General features: G+C 38.8%; 18 protein-coding genes. 6 read left to right on the plus strand and 12 right to left on the minus strand.

What is annotated here, in order from left to right; all coding sequences use genetic code 11:
- The first annotated feature begins 179 nt into the window (after positions 1-179).
- Both CXF79_RS07070 and CXF79_RS07075 read left to right on the plus strand, forming a co-directional pair.
- Positions 180-527 (plus strand): hypothetical protein, encoded by a 348-nt coding sequence (locus CXF79_RS07070; RefSeq protein ID WP_011044635.1) that lies wholly within the window; start codon positions 180-182, stop codon positions 525-527.
- A gap of 55 nt (positions 528-582) precedes the next feature.
- Entirely contained in the window at positions 583-2,526 is a 1,944-nt protein-coding gene (locus tag CXF79_RS07075) for an ATP-dependent DNA helicase (RefSeq protein ID WP_011044634.1), read from the plus strand.
- 170 nt (positions 2,527-2,696) lie between these two features.
- Here CXF79_RS07075 and CXF79_RS07080 read toward each other — a convergent pair whose 3' ends face one another.
- The 3 genes from CXF79_RS07080 to ettA form a co-directional block, all read right to left on the minus strand.
- Positions 2,697-3,194, minus strand: coding sequence for a glycine cleavage system protein R (locus CXF79_RS07080; RefSeq protein WP_011044633.1), 498 nt, complete (start codon positions 3,192-3,194; stop codon positions 2,697-2,699).
- A 90-nt stretch (positions 3,195-3,284) separates the two neighbouring features.
- Positions 3,285-3,647, minus strand: coding sequence for a PilZ domain-containing protein (locus tag CXF79_RS07085; RefSeq protein ID WP_101154482.1), 363 nt, complete (start codon positions 3,645-3,647; stop codon positions 3,285-3,287).
- A gap of 195 nt (positions 3,648-3,842) precedes the next feature.
- Positions 3,843-5,522, minus strand: coding sequence for an energy-dependent translational throttle protein EttA (ettA, locus tag CXF79_RS07090; RefSeq protein ID WP_011044631.1), 1,680 nt, complete (start codon positions 5,520-5,522; stop codon positions 3,843-3,845).
- 286 nt (positions 5,523-5,808) lie between these two features.
- On the opposite strand from ettA, the gene CXF79_RS07095 reads away from it, so the two are divergent.
- Positions 5,809-6,516, plus strand: a complete 708-nt coding sequence (locus CXF79_RS07095; RefSeq protein WP_101154483.1) for a substrate-binding periplasmic protein — start codon at positions 5,809-5,811, stop codon at positions 6,514-6,516.
- A gap of 183 nt (positions 6,517-6,699) precedes the next feature.
- Positions 6,700-7,278: a hypothetical protein gene (locus CXF79_RS07100; protein ID WP_101154484.1), complete on the plus strand. Its 579-nt coding sequence runs from the start codon at positions 6,700-6,702 to the stop codon at positions 7,276-7,278.
- 29 nt (positions 7,279-7,307) lie between these two features.
- Here the strand turns inward: CXF79_RS07100 and CXF79_RS07105 are convergent, their stop codons facing one another.
- The 5 genes from CXF79_RS07105 to tkt form a co-directional block, all read right to left on the minus strand.
- Positions 7,308-8,192 carry a DUF481 domain-containing protein gene (locus CXF79_RS07105; protein ID WP_101154485.1) on the minus strand — a complete coding sequence of 295 codons (885 nt, stop codon included), beginning with the start codon at positions 8,190-8,192 and terminating at the stop codon, positions 7,308-7,310.
- A gap of 139 nt (positions 8,193-8,331) precedes the next feature.
- Positions 8,332-9,396, minus strand: coding sequence for a class II fructose-bisphosphate aldolase (gene fba, locus CXF79_RS07110; protein ID WP_101154486.1), 1,065 nt, complete (start codon positions 9,394-9,396; stop codon positions 8,332-8,334).
- Between the two features lie 439 nt (positions 9,397-9,835).
- Positions 9,836-11,011 carry a phosphoglycerate kinase gene (locus tag CXF79_RS07115; protein WP_011044622.1) on the minus strand — a complete coding sequence of 392 codons (1,176 nt, stop codon included), beginning with the start codon at positions 11,009-11,011 and terminating at the stop codon, positions 9,836-9,838.
- Positions 11,012-11,079: 68 nt separating this feature from the next.
- A complete protein-coding gene (gene epd, locus CXF79_RS07120) occupies positions 11,080-12,099 on the minus strand; it encodes an erythrose-4-phosphate dehydrogenase (RefSeq protein ID WP_011044621.1) in 1,020 nt (339 codons plus the stop codon).
- 111 nt (positions 12,100-12,210) lie between these two features.
- Entirely contained in the window at positions 12,211-14,199 is a 1,989-nt protein-coding gene (gene tkt, locus CXF79_RS07125) for a transketolase (RefSeq protein WP_101154487.1), read from the minus strand.
- 201 nt (positions 14,200-14,400) lie between these two features.
- Between tkt and CXF79_RS07130 the strand changes: the two genes are divergently transcribed.
- Both CXF79_RS07130 and CXF79_RS23355 read left to right on the plus strand, forming a co-directional pair.
- Positions 14,401-16,749 carry a CHASE domain-containing protein gene (locus tag CXF79_RS07130; protein ID WP_101154488.1) on the plus strand — a complete coding sequence of 783 codons (2,349 nt, stop codon included), beginning with the start codon at positions 14,401-14,403 and terminating at the stop codon, positions 16,747-16,749.
- A gap of 150 nt (positions 16,750-16,899) precedes the next feature.
- Positions 16,900-17,037, plus strand: coding sequence for a hypothetical protein (locus CXF79_RS23355; RefSeq protein ID WP_157825856.1), 138 nt, complete (start codon positions 16,900-16,902; stop codon positions 17,035-17,037).
- Positions 17,038-17,133: 96 nt separating this feature from the next.
- Here CXF79_RS23355 and CXF79_RS07135 read toward each other — a convergent pair whose 3' ends face one another.
- From CXF79_RS07135 to CXF79_RS07150, 4 genes are all read right to left on the minus strand, one after another.
- Positions 17,134-19,443: an FdhF/YdeP family oxidoreductase gene (locus CXF79_RS07135; protein ID WP_101154489.1), complete on the minus strand. Its 2,310-nt coding sequence runs from the start codon at positions 19,441-19,443 to the stop codon at positions 17,134-17,136.
- A gap of 13 nt (positions 19,444-19,456) precedes the next feature.
- Positions 19,457-20,248 (minus strand): formate dehydrogenase accessory sulfurtransferase FdhD, encoded by a 792-nt coding sequence (fdhD, locus tag CXF79_RS07140; protein ID WP_101154490.1) that lies wholly within the window; start codon positions 20,246-20,248, stop codon positions 19,457-19,459.
- Positions 20,249-20,586: 338 nt separating this feature from the next.
- Positions 20,587-21,324 (minus strand): DUF3726 domain-containing protein, encoded by a 738-nt coding sequence (locus CXF79_RS07145; protein ID WP_041737116.1) that lies wholly within the window; start codon positions 21,322-21,324, stop codon positions 20,587-20,589.
- A gap of 9 nt (positions 21,325-21,333) precedes the next feature.
- Positions 21,334-23,043, minus strand: coding sequence for a hypothetical protein (locus CXF79_RS07150; RefSeq protein ID WP_101154491.1), 1,710 nt, complete (start codon positions 23,041-23,043; stop codon positions 21,334-21,336).
- Positions 23,044-23,323 lie beyond the last annotated feature (280 nt).

Consider the following 23,323-nt stretch of genomic DNA (forward strand, 5'->3'; position numbering starts at 1 on the left):
TAAAGTTATTACTCTAAATTGATTGTGTAGGCCAGTTAAAATATATAGCCTAAAGATTTTAAGCGAATAGTCGATAACATGGTATTGCAATATATACCCAAGCTACCTGAAACACGCATCTTCAAGTAGTTTGGATATAATGATTTATGTGCAACTTTTAAATTGCGGAGGAACTAAGAATGGATATTTTTACTACTCAATTAACGCGTGTAGTCCCTGTACCGATTAAGCCAGCAAACTTGAAGGTTAAGGCATTACTCAAAGAGGCAGCTAACAGTAAGCTTAGCCAAGACCCTGATCATATTGAAAACCATGAGTGTTATTTTACCACGGAAGAAGATCAATACCACTCCAGCCGACAAGGGGGTGAGCAAGAGCAGCATGCTAAGCAAAAGGAAGAACATAAAAATCAAACTGATAGCATCAAGAATGATGTTGCTTCAGAGCAAGACGAAAAAGAGATTAACGTTGAAAAATCTGACAATGGTAATAACGACGATACTAAGCACTTAGATCTTTATGCTTAAGCTGTAGTTAAGTATACTCTCTGCATAAATACTCATTTGTGTCCTCACATTTTACATGACCGAAAACAACGTTAGCCAAGTTAGCCAAGCATTTTCTCCAGAAGGCGCTTTGGCTAAAGCCATCAAAGGCTTCTCGCCACGTCAAGCGCAAACCGATATGGCACTTGATGTTGCCCATGCAATAGACAAACAATCATCGCTTATTGTTGAAGCAGGAACCGGTACCGGAAAAACCTTTGCTTATTTGATCCCTGCCTTTTTATCGTTAAACCCGAAAAATCCTAAAAAAATAGTAGTCTCTACGGGTACTAAGAACTTGCAAGAGCAACTCTTTCATAAAGATATTCCCCTAATTAAAAAGGCGCTAGCGAGTAATGCGCAAGTCGCTTTATTAAAAGGTCGCGCAAACTATTTATGTAACTATCGGTTAGCGCAGTATCAAGATAGTAGAGGTCAACTTGATGCTCAAATGTTGCAAGATCTAGTTAAAGTGAAAACCTGGGCAAATGGCACGCAAAGTGGCGATATTGGCGAATTAGTGAATGTCAGTGAAGACTCCAGTATTTTTCCTTTTGTAACGAGTACCTTGGATAATTGTTTGGCAAGAGATTGCCCAGACTATGAAGCATGCCACTTAGTTCGAGCCCGTCAAAAAGCAAGTGATGCTGATATTATTGTGGTGAATCATCATTTGTTTTTTGCTGATATGGCCTTAAAAGATACTGGTTTTGGTGAGCTTATACCTAAGGCTCAAGTGATGATTTTTGATGAAGCGCATCAAATTGGGGATATCGCGAGTGAATATTTTGGCGAGGCATTTTCTAGCAAGCAACTCGTTGATTTATGTACCGACGTATTACAAGTACACCGTAGTAGTTTAACTGATGTTAAACAGTTAGGTTTAGCAGCCGAAAAACTACAAAAGACTTGCCAAGAGTTTCGCCTGTTATTTAATTATGATCCGGAACGTGGCAATTGGCGGGAAAAGTATAAACAAGTTCAATTTCAGCAAAAATTCGCTAACCTAAAAATTGATTTAGATTTTCTATATCAAGTGATAAAACTGTGTGTTTCAAGAAATGAAGCGATAGATAATTGCTTTGACCGTGCTGTTAATTTACTTGCTCAATACGACGTGATGGCAAATGTTGAGGCATACGGCATGAGCTTTTGGTATGAAACCACTCCGCGGAGCGTGGTATTGCATCAAACCCCTTTAAACGTTAGTGAAAAGTTTAATACCTTTGTGAAAGAGTCGGGTGCCGGTTGGATTTTTACCTCAGCAACATTAGCTGTAGATAATAGCTTTAATCATTTTGCTAAACACTTAGGTTTACAAGATGCTAAACAGTTATTACTTGATAGCCCGTTTGATTACCAAGCGCAATCGCAGCTTGTTGTACCGCGTTATTTACCGCAGGCCAATGATAAAAATCGCGCCTTAAAGTTAGCTGAGTTGGCAGAGCCGTTGATTAAAGCCAGTAAAGGTGCCTGCTTTATGCTTTTTACTAGTTATCGTGTAATGCACCAGGTTGCTGAAGTTCTAGCTGAGAGTATTGATAACCCCTTATTAGTGCAAGGTAAAATGGCTAAGCGAAAACTGCTTGAGCAGTTCGTCGAACAAGATGATGCGGTACTGCTAGCTACGGCAAGTTTTTGGGAAGGTATTGATGTTCGTGGTGATAAGCTCACTTGCGTGATTATTGATAAGTTACCTTTTGCTTCACCGGACGACCCTCTGTTGCAAGCTCGGTGTGAAGATGTAAGACGTCAAGGCGGAGAGCCCTTTAGTCAAATTCAATTACCTCAAGCGGTTATCGCGTTAAAGCAAGGGGTAGGGCGACTTATTCGTGATGTTAGTGATCGTGGTGTGCTAGTGATTTGTGATGATAGGTTAGTGAATAAACCTTATGGTGAAACTTTTTTGAAAAGTTTGCCTGATATGAAACGTAGCCGAGATATTAATAAAGCTGCAAAGTTTTTGGAAACCTTATCCTAGGATAGCGTCTTCAAGGGTGATAATCATAACCCCGTATTTATTAACTATTGGTGAGTGAAATTGATATAAAAAACGAGTGCTCATGGCACTCGTTTTTGATTAGCATACAGTTAAATTAACGTGTTGCTTAATAGTAAAGCAGTCTTACTAAGCACTATTAACTAGATAGACTAGCGGGAAATATCTACCATTAAGTCATCTGCGATTTGCTCTAATGCACTGATAAGGTGATCAACCGATTTATCATCAATAGCAATTTGTACTTTCGCTTTAAAAATATCTTGGCCACTATGGGCCGCGCTATCGTGTGAGCTTACTAGCTTGATTAAGTTACCATTTTGATGATGAATAACAGAGGATACTTCTTGTACAATTCCCGCTCTATCATTAGCAGTAATTTCCAGTACTAAATTACTAATAACGTCGGGCATGTTAGGCTCTGCCACTTCAATTTGGCAACTTAATCCTTTAATAGCTTTTAATGCACTGATTAAGCTTTCACTTTTTTCACTTGCTACGGCAACTTCAATCACGCCGGCGAAAAAGCCTGATAAATGATGCAAACTACTAACTTGCCAGTTGCCTTGATGCTTGGAAATAACTTTAGATAAAGTGTCTACTAGGCCTGTTTGATCTGGGCCAATACAAGAGATGATTAGATGATTCATTAAGACTCCTTAAAGGTTTGGATAGAGATGTTGTAAATTTTTACTAATTTCAATTTAAACTAAAAAACAAGTATAATCAATAGCTTAATCTTAGTTTGTACGTGATAACTGACCCAGTTCTTTATTAAGTTGTTCGTTATTACCTAGATTGAGTTCAACCAAACGACGTAAATGAGTAACACTGTCAATATCAATAGCATTACATTGCAAACCTGTTTCGTTTTTTTCTTCGTGAACAATGGCAATGCTCATGTTCACTTCTGATTCTTTATCTGATAATAAAAAGTGTAAGGTACCGACTTTACCTTTTAACGGTTGTTCACTCTCAATAGCGGTAACTAAAGCACCATTAAGTGATATATCATGAATAGACACATGGTATATATTTTTTTCAATTTTTAGCTCTGCTTTTATTGAAAATAAAATACGAGTAAATTGTCGTCTATCATCCATGTCTATTGTCCAACCTGACTAATGACTTTTGTCATCGATTGGCTTCAGCATAGTCTCATTTTATTGAAAAGTAAAAATTATTGGGCACAAAAAAGCCAGCTAAAATCAAGTTTTAACTGGCTTTTATCGGTAAACTCATTAACAAATCACAGCAAAGTTACTAACGTACTAACAACGGCTGTTTTTATTTAGTGTTTACCCTATTTTTTTGTATTTAATTCTGTGTGGTTCTGTTGCTGCAGGGCCTAAAGTTTTCTTCAACCATGCCTCATAATCAGTAAAATTACCTTCAAAGAAGTTGATTTGACCTTCATCACGGTAATCTAAGATGTGAGTAGCAATGCGATCAAGGAACCAACGGTCATGTGAAATAACCATGGCACAACCAGGGAACTCTAATAATGCTTCTTCAAGCGCACGTAGGGTTTCAACATCTAAATCGTTGGTTGGCTCATCGAGCAGTAATACGTTACCACCCGTTTGTACAAGCTTGGCTAAATGAACTCGGTTACGTTCACCACCGGATAGCTCACCAATGATTTTTTGTTGATCATTACCTTTAAAGTTAAAGCGACTAACATAGGCACGACTCGGAATTTCAAAATTACCAATTTGTAAAATGTCATGACCTTGAGATATTTCTTGATAAACGGTTTTGCTGTTATCCATGTCATCACGGAACTGATCAACACTAGCAAGCTTAACCGTATCACCCAGCACTACATTTCCAGAGTCAGGTTTTTCAGCACCAGACATCATTTTAAAGAGTGTGGATTTACCTGCACCGTTTGGACCAATAATACCGACAATAGCACCTTTAGGAACACTAAAGCTTAAGTCATCAATAAGTACTCTATCGCCAAATGATTTGGTTAAGTTATTAACATCAAGTACCTTATCGCCTAAACGAGGTCCAGGTGGAATGTAAAGCTCGTTAGTCTCGTTACGTTTTTGATGATCTTGGCTATTAAGCTCTTCAAAACGTGCCAAACGGGCTTTGCTTTTTGATTGACGCGCTTTTGGATTTGAACGAACCCATTCAAGTTCTTGCTTAATGGTTTTTTGCAATGCACTTTCGGTTTTACCTTCTCGTTCAAGACGTGCATCTTTTTGCTCTAACCACGATGAGTAATTGCCTTCATAAGGAATACCATGGCCTCTATCAAGCTCTAATATCCAACCAGCAACGTTATCTAAGAAATATCTATCATGGGTGATAGCTACTACAGTACCAGGGTAGTCATGTAGGAAGCGCTCTAACCATGCAACAGATTCAGCATCCAAATGGTTGGTTGGTTCATCGAGTAATAACATGTCTGGTTTTTCAAGTAATAAGCGGCAAAGTGCAACACGACGTCGTTCACCACCACTTAGTACGGCAATTTTTTGATCCCATTCTGGTAAACGTAATGCATCAGCAGCACGTTCTAAAACGTTATCAATATTATGACCATCTTGTGCATTAATGATATCTTCGAGATCGCCTTGTTCTTTTGCTAGGGCGTCAAAGTCAGCATTTTCTTCAGCATATTCGTTATAGACTTGGTCTAAACGTGCCATGGCGTTTTTAACTTCAGAAACGGCTTCTTCAACAGCTTCCCGTACTGTTTGATTTTCATCAAGTTGTGGTTCTTGTGGTAAGTAACCTATTTTAGTTCCCGCTAAAGCAACCGCGTCACCTTCAAATTCAGTATCAACACCCGCCATAATACGAAGCAAGGTAGATTTACCTGAGCCATTTAAACCTAATACACCGATTTTAGCGCCAGGGAAAAATGAAAGAGAAATATCTTTTAAAATAGTGCGCTTGGGTGGAACTACTTTAGAAACTCGATTCATCGACATGATGAACTTATCTGGTAGTGGCTGAGCCATGTAGATACCTTTTTATTTGGAGGAAAATATAATTGCGGTTATTTTAGGGCAAAGCTGGATTGATTAGCAAAGTAAACTTTGTTTTATTGTCCTAAACACTGAAAAAGGAACTCATTAAGTAATAGTTCTTTTAAATAGAGAGATTGAGGTAGTTCTCGTTAGTTATCTAAAATGAAAAAATTAGTTTTTTGTGAACGAAAGTTTAATACTTTTAATGTGGATGACAATTTAAATGATACAATTTATTATATTGATTTAACACATTAAACCTAGATGTAGAGTTGCAATGAAAAATTCTCTGTTAATTATATTTTTACTTCTTTCTTTTACTGCACGGTCCAACGAAGAAGAACTAAAAGTGGTAACAGAAGATTGGCCGCCTTTTATTTTAAAGGGCCAGGAAGTCTCAGGAATAGTTACCAGTAATATAAGGGAAATACTGGCATACACCGATATTAAATATTCGATAGATGTCTATCCATGGGCAAGAAGTTTTCATTTAGCAACAACCAATCCTAATATACTTATTTATTCCATTTATAGAACAAAGCAGCGAGAGTCAAAATTTCATTGGTTTTGTCCCCTCTATAAATCCACCCCAATTCATGTGTATAAACTTGCGTCGAATGAGATCAATATAGATTCTCTAGAGGCATTAAAAACAAGTGTGGTAGGTATCATGCGTGGAGATAACAGCCACAGTTACTTTCTACAACAAGGATTTCAAGAGGGAGTGAATCTAGATATATCTTCTAATGAAGAAACAAACCTGAAAAAATTAATTAAAGGGAGGATAGATGTTGTTATTCAGTCTAAAGAATCACTAAACTATCGCTTAGGTTTACTTGGAGCAGCAGATTTGAATCTTATCTCAGGCTTAGAAATATCAAAAGGTGAAAGTGCTGAGCATTGCATGGCACTGAGCCTTGGAACTAAACCTGAAACAATTAATAAAATAAAAAAAGGATTCGAGCAGTGGCAAAAAACTCAATAATAATGTTTTGATTATTCCACTTTTTTTATTTACTACAGTTCTTTACGCCAAAGTTACGATTTTCAACAGTTACACTATTCTGTGACGCTAAAATGGTAGTCAAAATCAGTACCTAGTTAATGTGAAAAAAAAGTTGTTACATTAACAGTGCTTCAAGACCCAATATCATTTTAAGAAACGACAATGAATTCGTATATTACTATAACTATTACCACTTTATCACTATCGGGTTGCGGCTCTATAGGGGCATACACAGAAAGTCATACGGAAACAAAGGTGAGTTTTTCTGAGTACAGCGCTCACACGAATAATTATCTTAAAAAGCAAACCCGCTTAAAAGTGGCCCAAACTGGTTTGGTTTCTGGCAGTACTTTATTATATTCCGCTCAGGGCAGTAACTCACCAATTAGTACTGATAAAAATAGTTTCAATGTAACTTATCCTCTGTGGATAAATGAGTCAGAAGTTGATGATGTTGAGTATGCTATAGATAAGTACCGCCAATGGCAAAAACAGGAAACTCCTGATAAATACCTATTAACTTTACCAATCAATGAATACGTCTCCCAATGGATGAATGGTGTTACTTTCAAGTTTGGTTTGTATAGCACCAAGCAAGGAAGAGACTTTCTTAGTGTTTGTTATGAATTTAGTGAGTCAGGAACTTGCACTTTTACTTTCATGATTGATGAGCAAAGTGTTGAGCTATTATCTAACGATTTACAGAAATTTAAGTTGCATTCATTTGAGTTAGGCAGCTAATAATATTAGCTGCACAACTCGTTAGGTCATTAAAAACTATAAATAAGTACCGCAGAAGTTTCTGTGTTTAAATTCTCTTTATCATCATCTACTTTGGAGTTGTAATCGATAATAAAACTAAGCTTAAGCTGCAGTGAATCAATTAATTTACTAGTAATTGATGTTTCAGCTTTATAAATACTGTTTTGCCCCTGTTCAATAGCGTGTTTGACCACGAAAAGTTGCTTAAACTCTATATGCTCATTTATTTTTCTTATATACAGGGCTTGTGCTTGTAAAATAAGGGTATCTTGGGTTTTACTCTTCATGCCCGTTTCTATTTCTTCAGGGGTAACTTGGGTAATATCCCTCTTAAAGCCGGGACCTATATCGGCATCAAAACTAGCTTCTTTATTTTCAAACCAACGGCGACCCCAACCGGTTGAGATTGATGCTTGTGAATCAAAACCAGAAAATCTATTTTCTTCATAAAAGACACTGCCATAGATATAGTTTTGTTTTATAGCATCAAGGGTGTAGTTAGTTTGCGAAGTAATACTCCACTTTTGATCGGTCGTTTCAAGGTTTTTTTGAATGACATCGCTACTCACTTCACTCTCAGTTTCAGTTTTTTTCACTAACAAATCAAAAACAAAGAAACTTCGCCAAAGGCCTCTTTCAAAACGTAAGTCTAAGCCTGTTTTAATATCGGCACTGCGGGTATTACCTGTCAAATAAAGTAAACCTAGCTCTGCTGAGGCGGTAAATAAAGTGCCAGATGCAGGTTGTTGGGACTCATCAGCTTTTTCAAGACTAAATAATATGTCTGAAGCATTAGCCGAATTTGTCCCTGCTTTTTGCTCTTGAGCATAAGACAGCGTAGGTAACGCACAATAGATTGAAAAAATGGGTACTAGAATAAAACGAGAAAACATCTTGAAAAAATTACTTAATAGAAATGAAACGTGATTATATTAAGCGATTATACCTAACTACCTTATTTTTTTCGAGCATAAAAAAAGGGCCTAAGCCCTTTTAATTAATAGTTTTTGTAACTACTTTGTATCGATGATGTTACTTGATGAGTGCTTTAAGCTCACCACTTTGGTAACGATCAAACATGTTATCAAGGTTTATCGGCTTGATTTTACTGGCATTACCTACAGTATTAAATGCTTCATAACGCGCTTTACAAATGTCGTACATAGCATTAGTCGATACTTGTAAAAATTTACGTGGATCAAATTCACTTGGATTTTCTGCCAAGAAACGACGAATAGAACCCGTAGCCGCAAGACGTAAATCAGTGTCTATATTGATTTTACGTACGCCATTTTTAATGCCGTGTTGAATTTGCTCAACAGGTACACCGTAAGTTTCAGGGATCTTTCCACCAAACTCATTAATAACAGCCAACCAATCTTGTGGTACAGATGAAGAGCCATGCATTACTAAGTGAGTATGTGGAATACGTTGATGAATTGCTTTAATACGATCAATCGCTAAAATATCGCCTGTAGGTGGACGTGTAAACTTGTAAGCACCATGAGAAGTACCACAAGCAATAGCCAATGCATCTACTTGGGTTTTATTTACAAAGTCAGCAGCTTCTTCAGGGTCTGTTAACATTTGTTCTTTAGTTAATACACCTTCAGCGCCAACGCCGTCTTCTTCACCAGCCATGCCTGTTTCAAGTGAGCCTAAACAACCTAACTCGCCTTCAACAGAAACACCACAAGCGTGTGCCATTTCAACAGTGCGACGTGTTACGTCAACATTGTATTCATAACTACTTGGAGTTTTACCGTCATCCATTAATGAGCCATCCATCATTACTGATGAAAAACCTAATTGGATTGAACGTTGACAAATCGTAGGAGAAGTCCCGTGGTCTTGATGCATAACTACTGGAATATGTGGAAACTCTTCAATAGCAGCTAAAATTAAATGGCGTAAAAAAGGCGCGCCGGCGTATTTTCTGGCACCTGCAGATGCTTGCATGATGACAGGGCTATCAGTATCACTAGCGGCAAGCATGATTGCACGTACTTGCTCTAAGTTATTTACATTAAATGCTGGAATACCGTATTCAAATTCTGCCGCATGATCGAGCATTTGGCGCATTGAAATTAAAGCCATTTACTTACTCCTAGATAAGTTTTTGTTGCTAAGGTTGAAAGTTTTTATTCAGATAACAAAATTATAGCAAATAGCACCTTTATCTGACAGGATAATTTACTTAAAGTTGATTTTAAAACACTAATAGATGGAAAAGCTGAATTTTGTGCGAATATTACAATATACACTTGTTTTACAATCTATATTAGTGGTTTTTCCGAGATTGTGATTGTAAGTTTACTACAATTGCATTGCAAGATGTTTCGATTGTATTTCGATTTTATTTCGTTTTTGTTTCGTTTTGGTCTTACTTGTCAGGTTTGTATTTCGTTTTGCTTTCTTTTTCTTTTAATATAAATATTTTAGCTATTAAAAAACGAGTGCCTTGAAAAGAGACTCGTTTTTTATTTAGTTCCAATAGTCGCTAATTGTTAGCGACCATTAGTCATTAGCAATGTTATTATTTAGCGCGTTGCTCTAATATTTCTACTGCTGGTAATTTCTTTCCTTCTAAGAATTCTAAGAACGCTCCACCACCTGTTGAGATGTAAGAAATTTTATCGGCAATTTCATATTTATCAACAGCGGCTAAAGTATCACCACCACCAGCAATTGAGAAGGCTGAACTATCAGCAATAGCTTGTGCAATCACCTTAGTACCTTCACCGAACTGATCAAATTCAAATACGCCAACAGGGCCATTCCAAACTATGGTACCAGCGTTAGCGATAATTTCAGTTAACGCTTTTGCTGTCTCAGGACCAATGTCAAAAATCATTTCATCAGCAGTGACTTCATTGACCGGTTTTAAGGTTGCAGTTGCAGAAGCTGAAAACTCAGTGGCAACAACAACATCACTAGGTACTGGGATATCACCGTTGTTTGCTTTCGCTTGTTTAGTTAAACGAGTTGCCTCTTCAACTAAATCAGCTTCATATAATGATTTTCCGACGTTATGACCATCTGCTGCAATAAAGGTGTTAGCAATACCACCGCCAACAACAAGTTGATCAACAATGCCTGCTAAAGAATCAAGCACAGTTAATTTAGTTGATACTTTAGAGCCACCAACAATTGCCACAAGTGGTCTTGCAGGATTATCTAAAGCCTTACCTAATGCTTCTAATTCACCAGAAAGCAATGGACCAGCACAAGCAGTCGCGGCAAATTTGGCTACGCCATGAGTACTGGCTTGGGCACGATGAGCAGTACCAAAAGCATCCATAACGAAAACATCACATAATGCAGCTAACTTTTTAGCTAGCGTGTCATCATTTTTCTTTTCACCCAGGTTAAAGCGAATGTTTTCAAATACGACTAATTCACCAGCAGCAACATCTACACCGTCTAGGTAATCAGTGACTAAGCGAACAGGGTAGTTTAATGCTGCACTTAAATAATCAGTTACAGGTTTAAGTGAAAATTTCTCTTCAGGTTGTCCTTCAGTTGGACGACCTAAATGAGACATAACCATAACTTTTGCGCCAGCTTCTAGTGCAAGTTTAAGTGTAGGTAATGCAGCGCGTAAACGAGCATCTGAAGTGATTTTACCATCGGTTACAGGTACATTTAAATCTTCACGAATTAATACGCGTTGGTTGGCTAATGTTAGATCAGCCATTTTGATAATCGACATTGTTGTCTCCTGTTTTCACTGTCGGTGAATTATGTGAAATATTGTCTATAAAATTTAGTAACTTGTTCTTAGTTTTCTGCTTGATGCATTGCCATAGCAGTATCTAACATGCGATTGGCAAAGCCCCATTCATTGTCACACCAAACCAGCATTTTAATTAAACGCTTATGGCTGACTCGTGTTTGATTACCATCGACGATACAAGAATGAGGGTCATGATTAAAATCGACCGAAACCAGTGGCTCTTCGGTATACGATAATACGCCATACAAATCATGGTTACTGGTCGCGGCTTGTATCGCTTGATTGATGTCACAAATGCAAACATCATTATTAACGGTAAGGCTTAAATCCATTGCGGTAACATTGATGGTAGGTACGCGAACGGCAATCGCTTCAAAGCGGCCTTTAAATTTTGGTAATATTCGTTCAATACCCGCAGCGAGTTTAGTATCCACTGGAATGATTGATTGGCTTGCTGCACGAGAGAGACGTAGATCTTTATGATAAGCATCAATGACTTGTTGATCATGCATTGATGAATGTATGGTGGTGATACTACCACTCTCAACGCCGAATGCTTCATCGATGACTTTAATCACGGGCACTATACAATTTGTTGTACAGGAGCCATTTGATACTACCCTATCACTTGACGTTAATGTTTGATGATTTATGCCGTAAATGATGGTTGCATCAATATCTTGGCTGCCCGGGTGAGAGAATAAAACTTTCTTAGCGCCTCGATTAATATGGCTTAAACCATCAGCTTTATTGCCGTACTTACCGGTACAATCAAGGACAATATCAATATTTTGTTGCTGCCAAGGTAGGCTATTTAAGTTACCAATATGCGTTAATGCTATTTCATCACCATTGATAATTAATTGGTTTTCTTTCTCACTAACACTGAAAGGAAATCGACCATGCGTACTATCATACTTTAATAGATGTGCTATGCCAGAAGCAGGTGCTAGTTCATTGATTGAAACTAAGGTGAATAAATCTGTCTTGCCACTTTCATATAGCGCTCTAACTACGCTGCGACCGATACGGCCAAAGCCATTAATGGCAATTCTAATTGTCATGATTTTACTGCATTTATGGATGGTGTTAATCGATAAGCTAGTAATAACTTATGGGATAATGCGAACTAACACTGCTATTTTCAACAGTGGTAGTTCGCTTAACTCATTTGCTTATAGCTTGTTTACAGTATTTACAACATTGTCTACAGTGAAACCAAAGTGCTCAAGTAATACATTACCTGGAGCTGATTCACCAAATGTTGTCATACCAACAACTGCGCCACTAAGACCAACATATTTAGCCCAGAAGTCAACATGTGCTGCTTCAATAGCGACACGTTTAGTTACGCTAAACGGTAATATAGCTTCTTTGTAGTCGCTGCTTTGCTTATCAAAAACATTCGTTGAAGGCATAGAAACCACACGCACTAGTTTACCTTGTTCAGTTAATGCTGTTGCTGCATTAACTGCCAAAGCAACTTCAGAGCCTGTAGCCATTAAGATAACATCAGGTGTGCCAGAACAATCAACTAAAATATAAGCGCCTTTTTCAATATCGCTTACTTGCGTTTGAGTACGACTCATTGCTGGTAAACCTTGACGTGAAAATATTAACGCTGTTGGTGCTTTTTGGCTTTGAACAGCAGCTTTCCATGCAACAGCAGACTCTGTTGCATCACATGGGCGCCAAGTCGTTAAGTTTGGTGTAGTTCTTAAGTTAGTTAACTGCTCAATAGGCTGATGCGTTGGACCATCTTCACCTTGACCAATAGAGTCATGGGTATAAACAAAGATATTTTGAATGCCCATTAATGCCGACATACGAACCGCATTACGTGCATATTCCATAAACATCATGAAAGTCGCACCGTAGTTAACAAAACCACCGTGCAATGAAATACCATTCATTATGCTACTCATACCAAATTCACGTACGCCGTAAAAGATATAGTTACCAGCAGCATCTTCTTGAATACCTTTAGAGCCAGACCATAACGTTAGGTTTGAGCCAGCTAAATCGGCAGAGCCACCTAACATTTCAGGTAAAACGCTACCAAAAGCTTCAATCGCATTTTGTGATGCTTTACGTGAAGCAATGTTTTCACTGCTTTCGTGACACTGTTGAATGAAAGCATTTGCTTTTTCTTCAAATTCAGCAGGTAATTCACCTTTAATCACACGACGTTCATATTCGCTTGCAAGACCAGGGTGTGCTGCTTTATAAGCGGCAAATTTGTCATTCCAGCTCACTTGGCTCGCTTGACCTTTTTCTTTTCTATCCCATTGCTCATATATGTCACTTGGAATATCAAATGGAGCATGTGACCAGTTTAAAAATTCACGTGTTGCGGCAATTTCGTCATCACCTAATGGTGCGCCGTGACAGTCATGAGTACCTGACTTATTTGGTGAGCCAAAACCAATGATAGTTTTACAACAAATCATACTTGGCTTATCAGTGACTGATTTAGCTTCTTCGATAGCGTGAGTAATTGCTTGAGGGTCATGACCATCAACACAAATAACATGCCAGCCGTAAGATTCAAAACGAGCAGGGGTATTGTCAGTAAACCAACCTTCAACTTTACCATCGATTGAAATGCCATTGTCATCCCAAAAAGCGATAAGTTTACCTAGACCTAAAGTTCCGGCTAGTGAACAAGACTCATGAGAGATACCTTCCATTAAACAACCATCGCCCAAGAAGCAATAAGTGAAATGGTCAACAATCGCATGATCTTCACGGTTAAACTGTGCTGCTAACGTTTTTTCAGCAATAGCCATACCCACGGCATTGGCAATACCAGCACCTAATGGACCCGTCGTTGTTTCAACACCTGGTGTGTAACCGTATTCAGGATGACCTGGGGTTTTTGAATGCAATTGACGGAATTCTTTCAAATCTTCAATAGATAAATCATAACCCGATAAATGCAATAGTGAATAGATAAGCATTGAGCCATGGCCGTTTGATAAAATAAAGCGATCACGGTCGGCCCAGTTTGGGTCAGTTGGATTATGCTTTAAAAAATCACGCCATAATACCTCTGCGATATCGGCCATACCCATAGGTGCACCAGGGTGCCCTGATTTTGCTTTTTGTACGGCATCCATACTTAATACACGGATAGCATTTGCTAACTCTTGACGCGATGACATAGTAGCTCCAGATCTTATAGTCTTGAAAGAATAAAAATTGCGCGTATTTTCGCTTACCAGAGCACGTAGCGCAAATTATATTATGGAATTCTTTATATTATTTTGTATAGAGGTTAATTATTCAGATACTATAGTTGAAAGCTAAGATGAATATTTACAATTGATTAACGGACTGACCATGCCGATCTTAAATAATTACTTATGATGCAACTCCACTTACCGCGTATTATTATTTCTGCCATTTTATATCTTGCCGTTTGTTTTGGCGCGATATGGCTAATCAATCCACAATCTCTAGTAAACTTTGTCGGTCCTTCTGCGGCGCTTATTAGTGGTCTACTGCTTATTTGGGGGATCACACCACTTATCGCTGTATTACTGGTGAGCCCTCTATTGGCAGTTGGTCTGGGCTATTACTTTCATCTAGATGCCAATTTATCGGTGATGACTATTGCCGTACTAGCCATCATTTTACAAGGGTGTTGGACTAAACAGCTTGTTTATCGTTTTATTCATTATAAAGAATGGCTAACATCAAGAAAGCAGCTGTTTTTCTTTATATTACGTATAGGCCCAATTGCAAGCTTAGTGTCTGCCAGCTCAGTATTAGTGATTGCTATGCTTGATAATCAAGTAATGACAGGCACTTTCTTCTATACCTTTGTTAATACTTGGTCGACGAGTATGTTAGCTGCGGTATTTTTTATTCCATTATTGTTACTCATTAAAAATGCGGAACGGTTTAAATTGACTAAACGACTCTTTGTCAGTTTTACTTCTATTTTAGGTGGTTTAGCTATTTTATTACTGCTTAAAACCTCCCAGCATGAACAGCAAGACTATAGACAAGCACTTTTTAACCAATCTAAAACAGAGGTAGAACGTTTAGTACTCGCTGAAGTTGATGACGTTGTGAACAACATTAATAGTCTTGCCGCATTATTTAAAGCCAGAGAGAAGGTTTCATTAACAGAATTTAACTTATTTAGTGAAGGTATTCTTGAGCAGGGCTCAAGCGTAAGAGCGTTAGAGTGGGCTCCAATTGTTCCCTTTGCCGATAGAGCCGGCTTTGAACAAGAAAGCAGAAAAGCACTGAAAAAGGACTTTGCTATTATAGAGCTGTTAGCAAATGGCAATACCATACCAGCTCAGTCCCGTACTCAATATGCTCCTTTGTATTACATTTACCCTCAATACAACAACCAGGAAGCTTTAGGTTTAGATGTTTATAGTAATCCTACGCATATTTTGTCTATGCAAGTTGTTGTTAATAGCAAAGCAGTGATTGCTAGTGCACCAATCACTTTAGTACAAGACGAATTAGCTAAGCCCGGTATGTTATTTAGTAAGGCCGTTTTTTTACCGCCTGAGGTTAACGAACTTGCTAGTAACGAAGCTCAGCAGAAGTTATCAATAATTAAGGAAGGTAAATTATTAGGTTTTGTGGTCGCTGTCGCTCAGTTTGATAGTTTTTTTGAGCAACTCGCTCAGCAAAAAGAACAAGAGGTCAGTTTTTTTATTCAAGATGTTTCAGGTAGCCAACCTCTTTCTCTCTTTGGCCAGGCTTTTCCTACGGTAAATCGCCATGTTGATACGATTACGATTGAGGTGTTTTCTCGACTTTGGCAAATTGACATTGCGGAAAAACAACCTTGGTTTAGTCAGGCAAAAAGTTGGCAAGCGTGGGCGGTTCTCATTGGAGGAACATTTGGCGCCGTATTATTTCAAATGCTGGTATTAATGATGGCCGCCTATTCGAGTGAGCTAGGGCAGCAAGTTGATATTAAGACCAGAGCACTTATTTTAGCTAAAGAGAGCTCAGAACAAAAAAGTTTAGCTAAAAGTAATTTCTTACAGAGCCTAAACAAAGAGTTGCGGGTGCCACTATTAGCAGTGAAAGCATTTGTGGAGCAGCTAAAGAAAAAAGGCATCAATAATAAGCAGGTCACAGGAATAAGCCATGCGGGCAGTAATGTTGCACTGTTACTCGATACTATGATGGACTTATCTAATATAGAGTCAGGAAAAATAACAGCTAAAGAAGACTGTTTTGATTTTTATGGTTTTCTACAGCGCACCGAGTCGTTATTAAAAGCAAGCAATGCGTATGAAGGGAAATCCATTTTTTTCTTGATTGATGAGAGTGTGCCTCACTACCTCAATAGTGATGAGTTATATATACAAAAACTGCTCAATGCTCTGATTGAAAGTGCACATCATTTATTGAAAGTCGATTCGCTGCGATTATCGGTTAAGCTTCACAAACATAAATTAGCAGATACTAGCCTGTTTTTTACTTTATCACCGTTAAACCCTGCTTCAACTAATTCAAATGAGCAAACGTTCCATGCTCAAAGTCATGATGATTTGACTGCAGATAGCACCGCATTGGCTATGGCTATTAAATACAGTCAATTACTAGGTGGTGATACCAGTTTAGGCGCTTTAAGTTCTGGCGCAGGAGTTTTAAATGCTTCTATTCGAGTCACCATATCATCAAGTGAACAGCAAGAAATTCAGCAAGGATTAATATTTGATTTAATGAGTTAATTTTATTCTAAAAAATGAGTGAAAAACCTTGTTAACAAAACTTCATGAAAAAACTTGTAAAAAAAAAGTTAATAGTTTAGTGTCATCGTGCCTGTTCATAAATAGTACAACTTAATAATAAATCAAACAGGCAGCGACAAAGGTAAAACAATGAATAATTCGTCTTCGCGAGGTTTCAAATTAACAACCGTGATATTTGCAGTAATTATCATGGCGGTGACCGCAATACTGAGTGGAAACTCAGTCGCTGATGACATGGATGTAGAAATAACACAATCAGAAGAATAGTAATTGAATCGATGTTGATTCCATTGCTATAGAAAATTTAAGCCTCACTACTGATTAAGTAGTGAGGCTTTTTCTTTAAAAACCCTTTGTAAGTTTCTATACTTTCTCGATTGATACCGCAATAGATTTATACGTTGGTGTTCCACAATTCTCAGCAATACTTTCTAATGGCACTAAAGGATTGGTTTCAGGATAATAAGCGGCTACACATCCTGAAGGTATTGAGTACTCGATAATTTTGAAATTAGATAGAGAACGTTCGATACCGTCGTTTGAGATGGTTGTTATTTTTACATAATCACCATTATTTAATGCCTGCTTATTAATATCTTCACTGCTCATAAAGATAATGTTTCGCTCACCATAAACGCCACGGTAACGATCATCCATGCCATAAATGGTGGTGTTGTATTGATCGTGAGAACGCAATGTTTGCAGCGTTAATACTGGTTTATCGGTCAGTGATTGTGCACGTTCATGGGCGAGTTGTTCTGGTAGATTCGCATCAAAAAATGTCGCCTTCTTCGTCGGTGTGCACCATTGACGTTGTGCAGCAGGGTTTTTCAGGTGGAAACCTCTACCTTCTTTTATGCGGGCGTTATAATCTTCAAAGTCAGGAATAACGACACTGATTTCTTGCCGAATGAGTGCATAATCACTCGCTAGTTTATGCCAGTCGACTATTTTATCGCCTACCGATGCCATTGCCATGCCAGCTACAATAGCGGTCTCTGAACGAAGCGTCTCAGAGGCTGGTTCATTTTGCCCCGTTGAGCTATGCACCATACTCATAGAATCTTCTACCGTGATGCATTGCTCACCGCTGACTTGACGATCGACTTCTGTACGGCCAATACACGGAAGGATTAGCGCACGCTTTCCTGTTACCACATGGCTTCTATTTAGCTTAGTACTGATTTGAACGGTTAAATCACATTGCTGTAAGGCTTGATAACTACGTGCTGTATCGGGTGTCGCCGCTGCAAAATTACCACCTAGGGCAATAAATACTTTAGCCTTACCCGCAAGCATTGCATGAATGGAGTCAACGGTATTAAAGCCATGATCACGTGGAACATTAAAAGAGTAGCGTTTTTCTAACGCATCAAGAAAGGGCATAGGCGGTTTTTCATCAATGCCAACGGTACGATTTCCTTGTACATTTGAGTGACCACGAACAGGGCATGCGCCAGCACCAGCCTTACCTATATTGCCTCGTAGCATTAGCACATTAAGCAGTTCTTGTACTGTATCGACAGAATGACGGTGTTGCGTGATCCCCATCGCCCAAGTGAAAATGACTTTATCACTGCTGGCGTATATCGTCGTTATTTGTTCAATTTCTTCTCTACTTAGATTACATTGACCAAGGATTTTATCCCAAGCACTTGATGCTACGCTACGTTGATACGCTTCAAAACCATGGCAATGTTCTTGGATAAAATCAGTATCAAGTACCGATTTGTCCTGCTCAAACCGTTCGAATAAACATTTAGCCACCCCGCGTAATAATGCCATATCGCCGCCTAATCTTGGCGTGAAATAATGTTGACTAATATTTGTACCTGTTAAAAATATCATTTCTTTTGGGCTTTGTGGGTCTGAAAATTTTTGTAATCCACGTTCTTTTAAATTGTTTATTGAAACAATTTTAGCACCTCTTTTACTTGCTTCTCGCAACGTTCCCAGCATGCGGGGGTGGTTGGTACCAGGGTTTTGGCCAAAGACAAAAATGGCGTCAGCTTTAGAAAAATCATCTATGGTTACAGTACCCTTGCCTGTACCTATACTATTTGTCATACCAATACCTGAGGCTTCATGGCACATATTCGAGCAATCAGGGAAGTTGTTAGTTCCCAGCACTCGGCCAAATAACTGATATAAATAAGCGACTTCATTACTTGCTCTACCTGAGGTATATAATAATACCTCATTGGGCGAAGAGAGTTGTTGCAGGCTATTACCAATCACCTTAAAAGCGTCTTCCCAGCTAATGGGTTGGTAGTGATCACTTATCCCGTCGTAAAACATTGGTTCGGTTAAACGACCACTTTTTTCAAGTGAATGACCATCCCATTGTTGCAGTTGAGTTATAGAATATTGTTTAAAAAAATTACTGTCGACTCGCTTACTGGTCGCTTCCCATGCAATAGCTTTAACACCATTCTCACAGAAATCTACTTTGCCGGAGCTTCCTGAATCTCCCCATGCACAGCCAGGGCAGTCAAAACCACCAGGCTGATTTGCTCTAAGTAATGCTTTAACGCTTTTGGCTGCATTTTCACTTTGGATCAAATGTTTAGCTGAGCTTCTTAGTGCGCCCCAACCACCAGCGGGTGAAGAGTAGGCAGGTTTTCTTTTTGAGGAGCAGGCTTTTGATGACTTGTTTTTTGCTGACGTAGACATGTAAGTTCTCTTGTTAAGCGTAGCGTTTTAGTTGCCCGTGTTGGAAGCAAAATAAGGCTAATTGTGTTTTACGGGCCGAACTAACTGCTAAGTCAGTTGGTTGCGCTAGTGTGACTAAGGTTGTTAAAGATAAACGGGCAGCCTTGGCGATTAAATCGTGGCTACAACGACTTGTTATTAAGACAAAGCCCTCATTAGTCGCTTGCTTTTTATTGGATAAACAACCAAGTAATTTATCCAATGCTGAATGTCGACCAACATCTTCTCGAAACGCGACTATATGTGCAGATAAATCAAAAAAGGCTGCGCAGTGATTTCCTCTTGTACCCCCTGAACTTTTCAATAGTCTTGGCAAGGCATCTTTCGCTTGAATGATCACCTGCTCGGACGGTAACTTGAGCGTTTTAGTCGTTTGGTCTTGGGGGAAATTTAATGACATTGCCGCTTCAATGGAGTCAAGTCCACAAAGACCGCAACCACTTGGCCCCGCCATAGTGCGACGTCGCTGTTTAAGTTGGTGCTGAACTCTTGCTAAAACCTGTAGATCAACTTGCCAGCCACATTGATGAGAGTGAACAATGATATCCAACACGTCGTTGCATGAGTTAATCAAGCCTTCACTTAAGCTAAAACCAAGGGCAAAGTCTTTTAAATGCTCTGGAGATGCCATCATTACCGCTTGGCTAATGCCATTGATACTAATCGAAACCGCCACTTCAAACAGTTGTGCTTGGTGTAACTTTTGCTTAGGAGGTTCAGTAATAGGTAAGATACCGCTGAGGGGGGCTATTGCTAGATTATGCAAAATATTGGCACCTTAAAAGGAGGTTTTTATGTCGACAAATACCTTGTATCTGTCGACAGTAGTTAAAGGCCTTTTATACCAAACGATTAATTTATTGGTCACCTTAGAGCTACATTAGCGAGCTTAAAACAAGCAAAATGAGTTAAACATAGTTAGTCTATATTTCATTCATTTTGTGATGTTATCAGTTTGCTAATGAGCTCCCGAAGGGCGAGTTTGAAAGGCTTATAAGTGGCGTTATTGATTTTGACAATAGAATAACTATTCTCTTCAATCAATGCCTTGCCTCTAAGCCTTTTAATTCTCGCTAAGTGATCAATAAATTAGTCCGATTGGTATTAATTACCACCGGCATCTTTTCGTGAACGCTCGGTATTTTCAACTAATACGCCCAAGCCTATTTTATTAATTTCTTCCCAAACACCAGCATCAATTTCAATACCATGTTCAACAGTATGCTCTTTATTGCTTTCAACTTGTTTAGGGCTAATAAAATGACTTTTACTATTTTGCAAAGAAGACGTTAAGTCTACTCGTGAGCTACAAATAATAGTAAGCGCTTGTTTGTCATTTTCACTGCTTGTTAGATTGGTAACCCCCTCACTGTAACTTGGGTAGCGTTGACCTGAGCGGATGGCAGCAGTATGTTCGGTCACGGTATCACTACCGTTTTGCCAATAAGCTGCGGCACTAATACCGCTACGACCACGATCTGTCAGTGCTTTTAGAATAAAAATTCTGTTGTGGCAATTATGCACTGTGACTGTGGCTATACCACTTTCTAATGCTTTAGCGTGTGCTAGGTCTACCGCTGCAGCAATGCAATTAAGGGCGCTACGATGGTGAGCATCAATAATTGCTGAAGTGCTATCTTCATAAATTACATTACTTAATGGTTTGTTTTTATCTTCACCAATATAAGGCAAGGCTAATTTGAATTCACTCAAGCCATTTAAGCCATGCTTTTCTAACCAAAGCACCATGTTGGCTGCATCTTCATAATTACCGACAAAGTAATCACTTGCTTCAAAGCATCTGCGTAGAGCTGCTTTTAATTCATTCATTGAAATATTCACGGAACTCTCCTATTGCTCTGGTGCTAGTGGCATAAACCAGTCGTCATTAAATGATTGGCCAATTTCTTCTAATAGTGGCGCGCCCTGGAACATGGTATTACGTACCCATAAACGAGAACGAGGATCAAACTTACTTACACCAAAAAAAGCTAACTTGGCGCGCAATAAGTGCATCGGTAATACTTCGCGATCTAATAGATTTGCTTGGATATCACCATAAACACAGCGGTTCATGCCCTGAATGCGTCGTACAATCCCACGTAATTTTGGATGTGAAACCATAAATCGAGCTGTGGTGTCATCGGGGTTTTGCGCGATATAATCAATTAATTGGTTATAACATTTACGTACGGCATAACCGACACCCAGTGCCATTTGTTTCTTCTTACCTTCAATATCTGCAACACTGCCTAGACGAGGTTCCATTTTTTCTTCTGAACGGTACCAATAAGTTTCTCTAGCGCCTTCTGCGTCAAAATCTATTGCTAATGCCCAGTCATAACGTTTTTCGATGATATCTCTAAGTTGTCCAGCAGGCATGAGTGGGTCAAGGTCTAAAAACTCCTCTGCACTGTGAAAATCCTCTAATTCGTCGACAAGTTCGGGGTATATTTCTAACATGCAAGACACCAACATTTCTTGGCCCTGCAACGAGCAATGTTGTTCACTATACTCAACTAGCTCGTTCCATGAGTCAAAGCCACCTTCAATACGACTTTTCAGGCAGGCCATATCTTCAATAACCGCTTTATTATTATTGGTTTGCCATTCATCTTCGGTCTGTGTTTCAAGGGTGTGTTGTGCACTGCGGTCAATTAGTTGACTAATGGTTTCACGTACTTGATCATTAACGCTGCCGAGTGCACGAACGCGTGCTAAAGCCAGTTCACGCATTTCTATCCATTGGTTGATAAGAAGCGGATGATTGACCAAATAGGGCGCCATGCCAAGGCCTGTTGAATTACCGATGCCAAAGTAGCGTTTTATCTCAGGCTTCATTGGATTGAATGTGTCGGGTTTTTTATGACGAGCAATATGTTCGACTTGTAATAAACTAAAGTTACGTAGCATCAGACAAACAAACATTTCACCAGCAAATGGTCGGGCAAAATCTTTATGTTTTTCTCTGACTTTTTCCCAATCAGCCATACCGAGTTTACCACTGCCATAAACTGCTGTGGTGCGATACAAATAACCTACTTCAACAATCTTAGCCACATCAGGTTGTTCACCTGCAGCAAGTTGATTGACCACATAATCAAAGTTACGTGCACTGCGGTTGGCTCGAGATAAAACAAAAACACGGGCATCTACGCGTCCGGCTTCTTGTTTAGGGACGTTTTCACGTAATTGTTCAATATAAGCTTGGTCAACCTTACCTTCAACCAGAGCCATAGTAAGGTCCCATTTGGTGGCAATAACACGGTCATTACGTTCATCTGGTGAAAGGTAATCAGAAAATAAAACAAAGCTGAACAAACCATGTGGGGCTTGGACTTCATAGACAACCGTGCCGTAGCCATCATCATCGAGATTAAAAACGGAAGGTTCAATCTTCCAGCGTTCACGAAATATTCGACGTACCAAAGTACGCATAAAACTTAGGCGACTTTGATGGTAAGCGCCAAGGCGTTCCAATTTCATCACCTGACTTGCAGGGCGAAGAGGTAAAGAATTTTCACCCCAAAGCGATGAGTGGATAGCTGCATTAGTTGTCATTTACTGATCCTCATTTGCTATACAAAATATGTTATCTGAATTGACTTCGATTTTCTTGTTGTTCTTGTTCTGGTATAGAAGCAAATTCAAGCATTAACTCGTTGAAGCTTTAATAAATCAACGCGGATATTAATGAAGTCTAAAAAATGACCTCACTGAATGTGATGTTATTTTTCGCCCATTAAGTCACTTTATACAAGGCAATAAGGTCTATCGTCTGATAAGAAAAACTTATATGCCTTGTCTAGTTAATTGAATAGTATAGTTATTATTTTATTTT

Source organism: Colwellia sp. Bg11-28 (assembly GCF_002836245.1).
Lineage (GTDB): Bacteria > Pseudomonadota > Gammaproteobacteria > Enterobacterales > Alteromonadaceae > Colwellia > Colwellia psychrerythraea_A.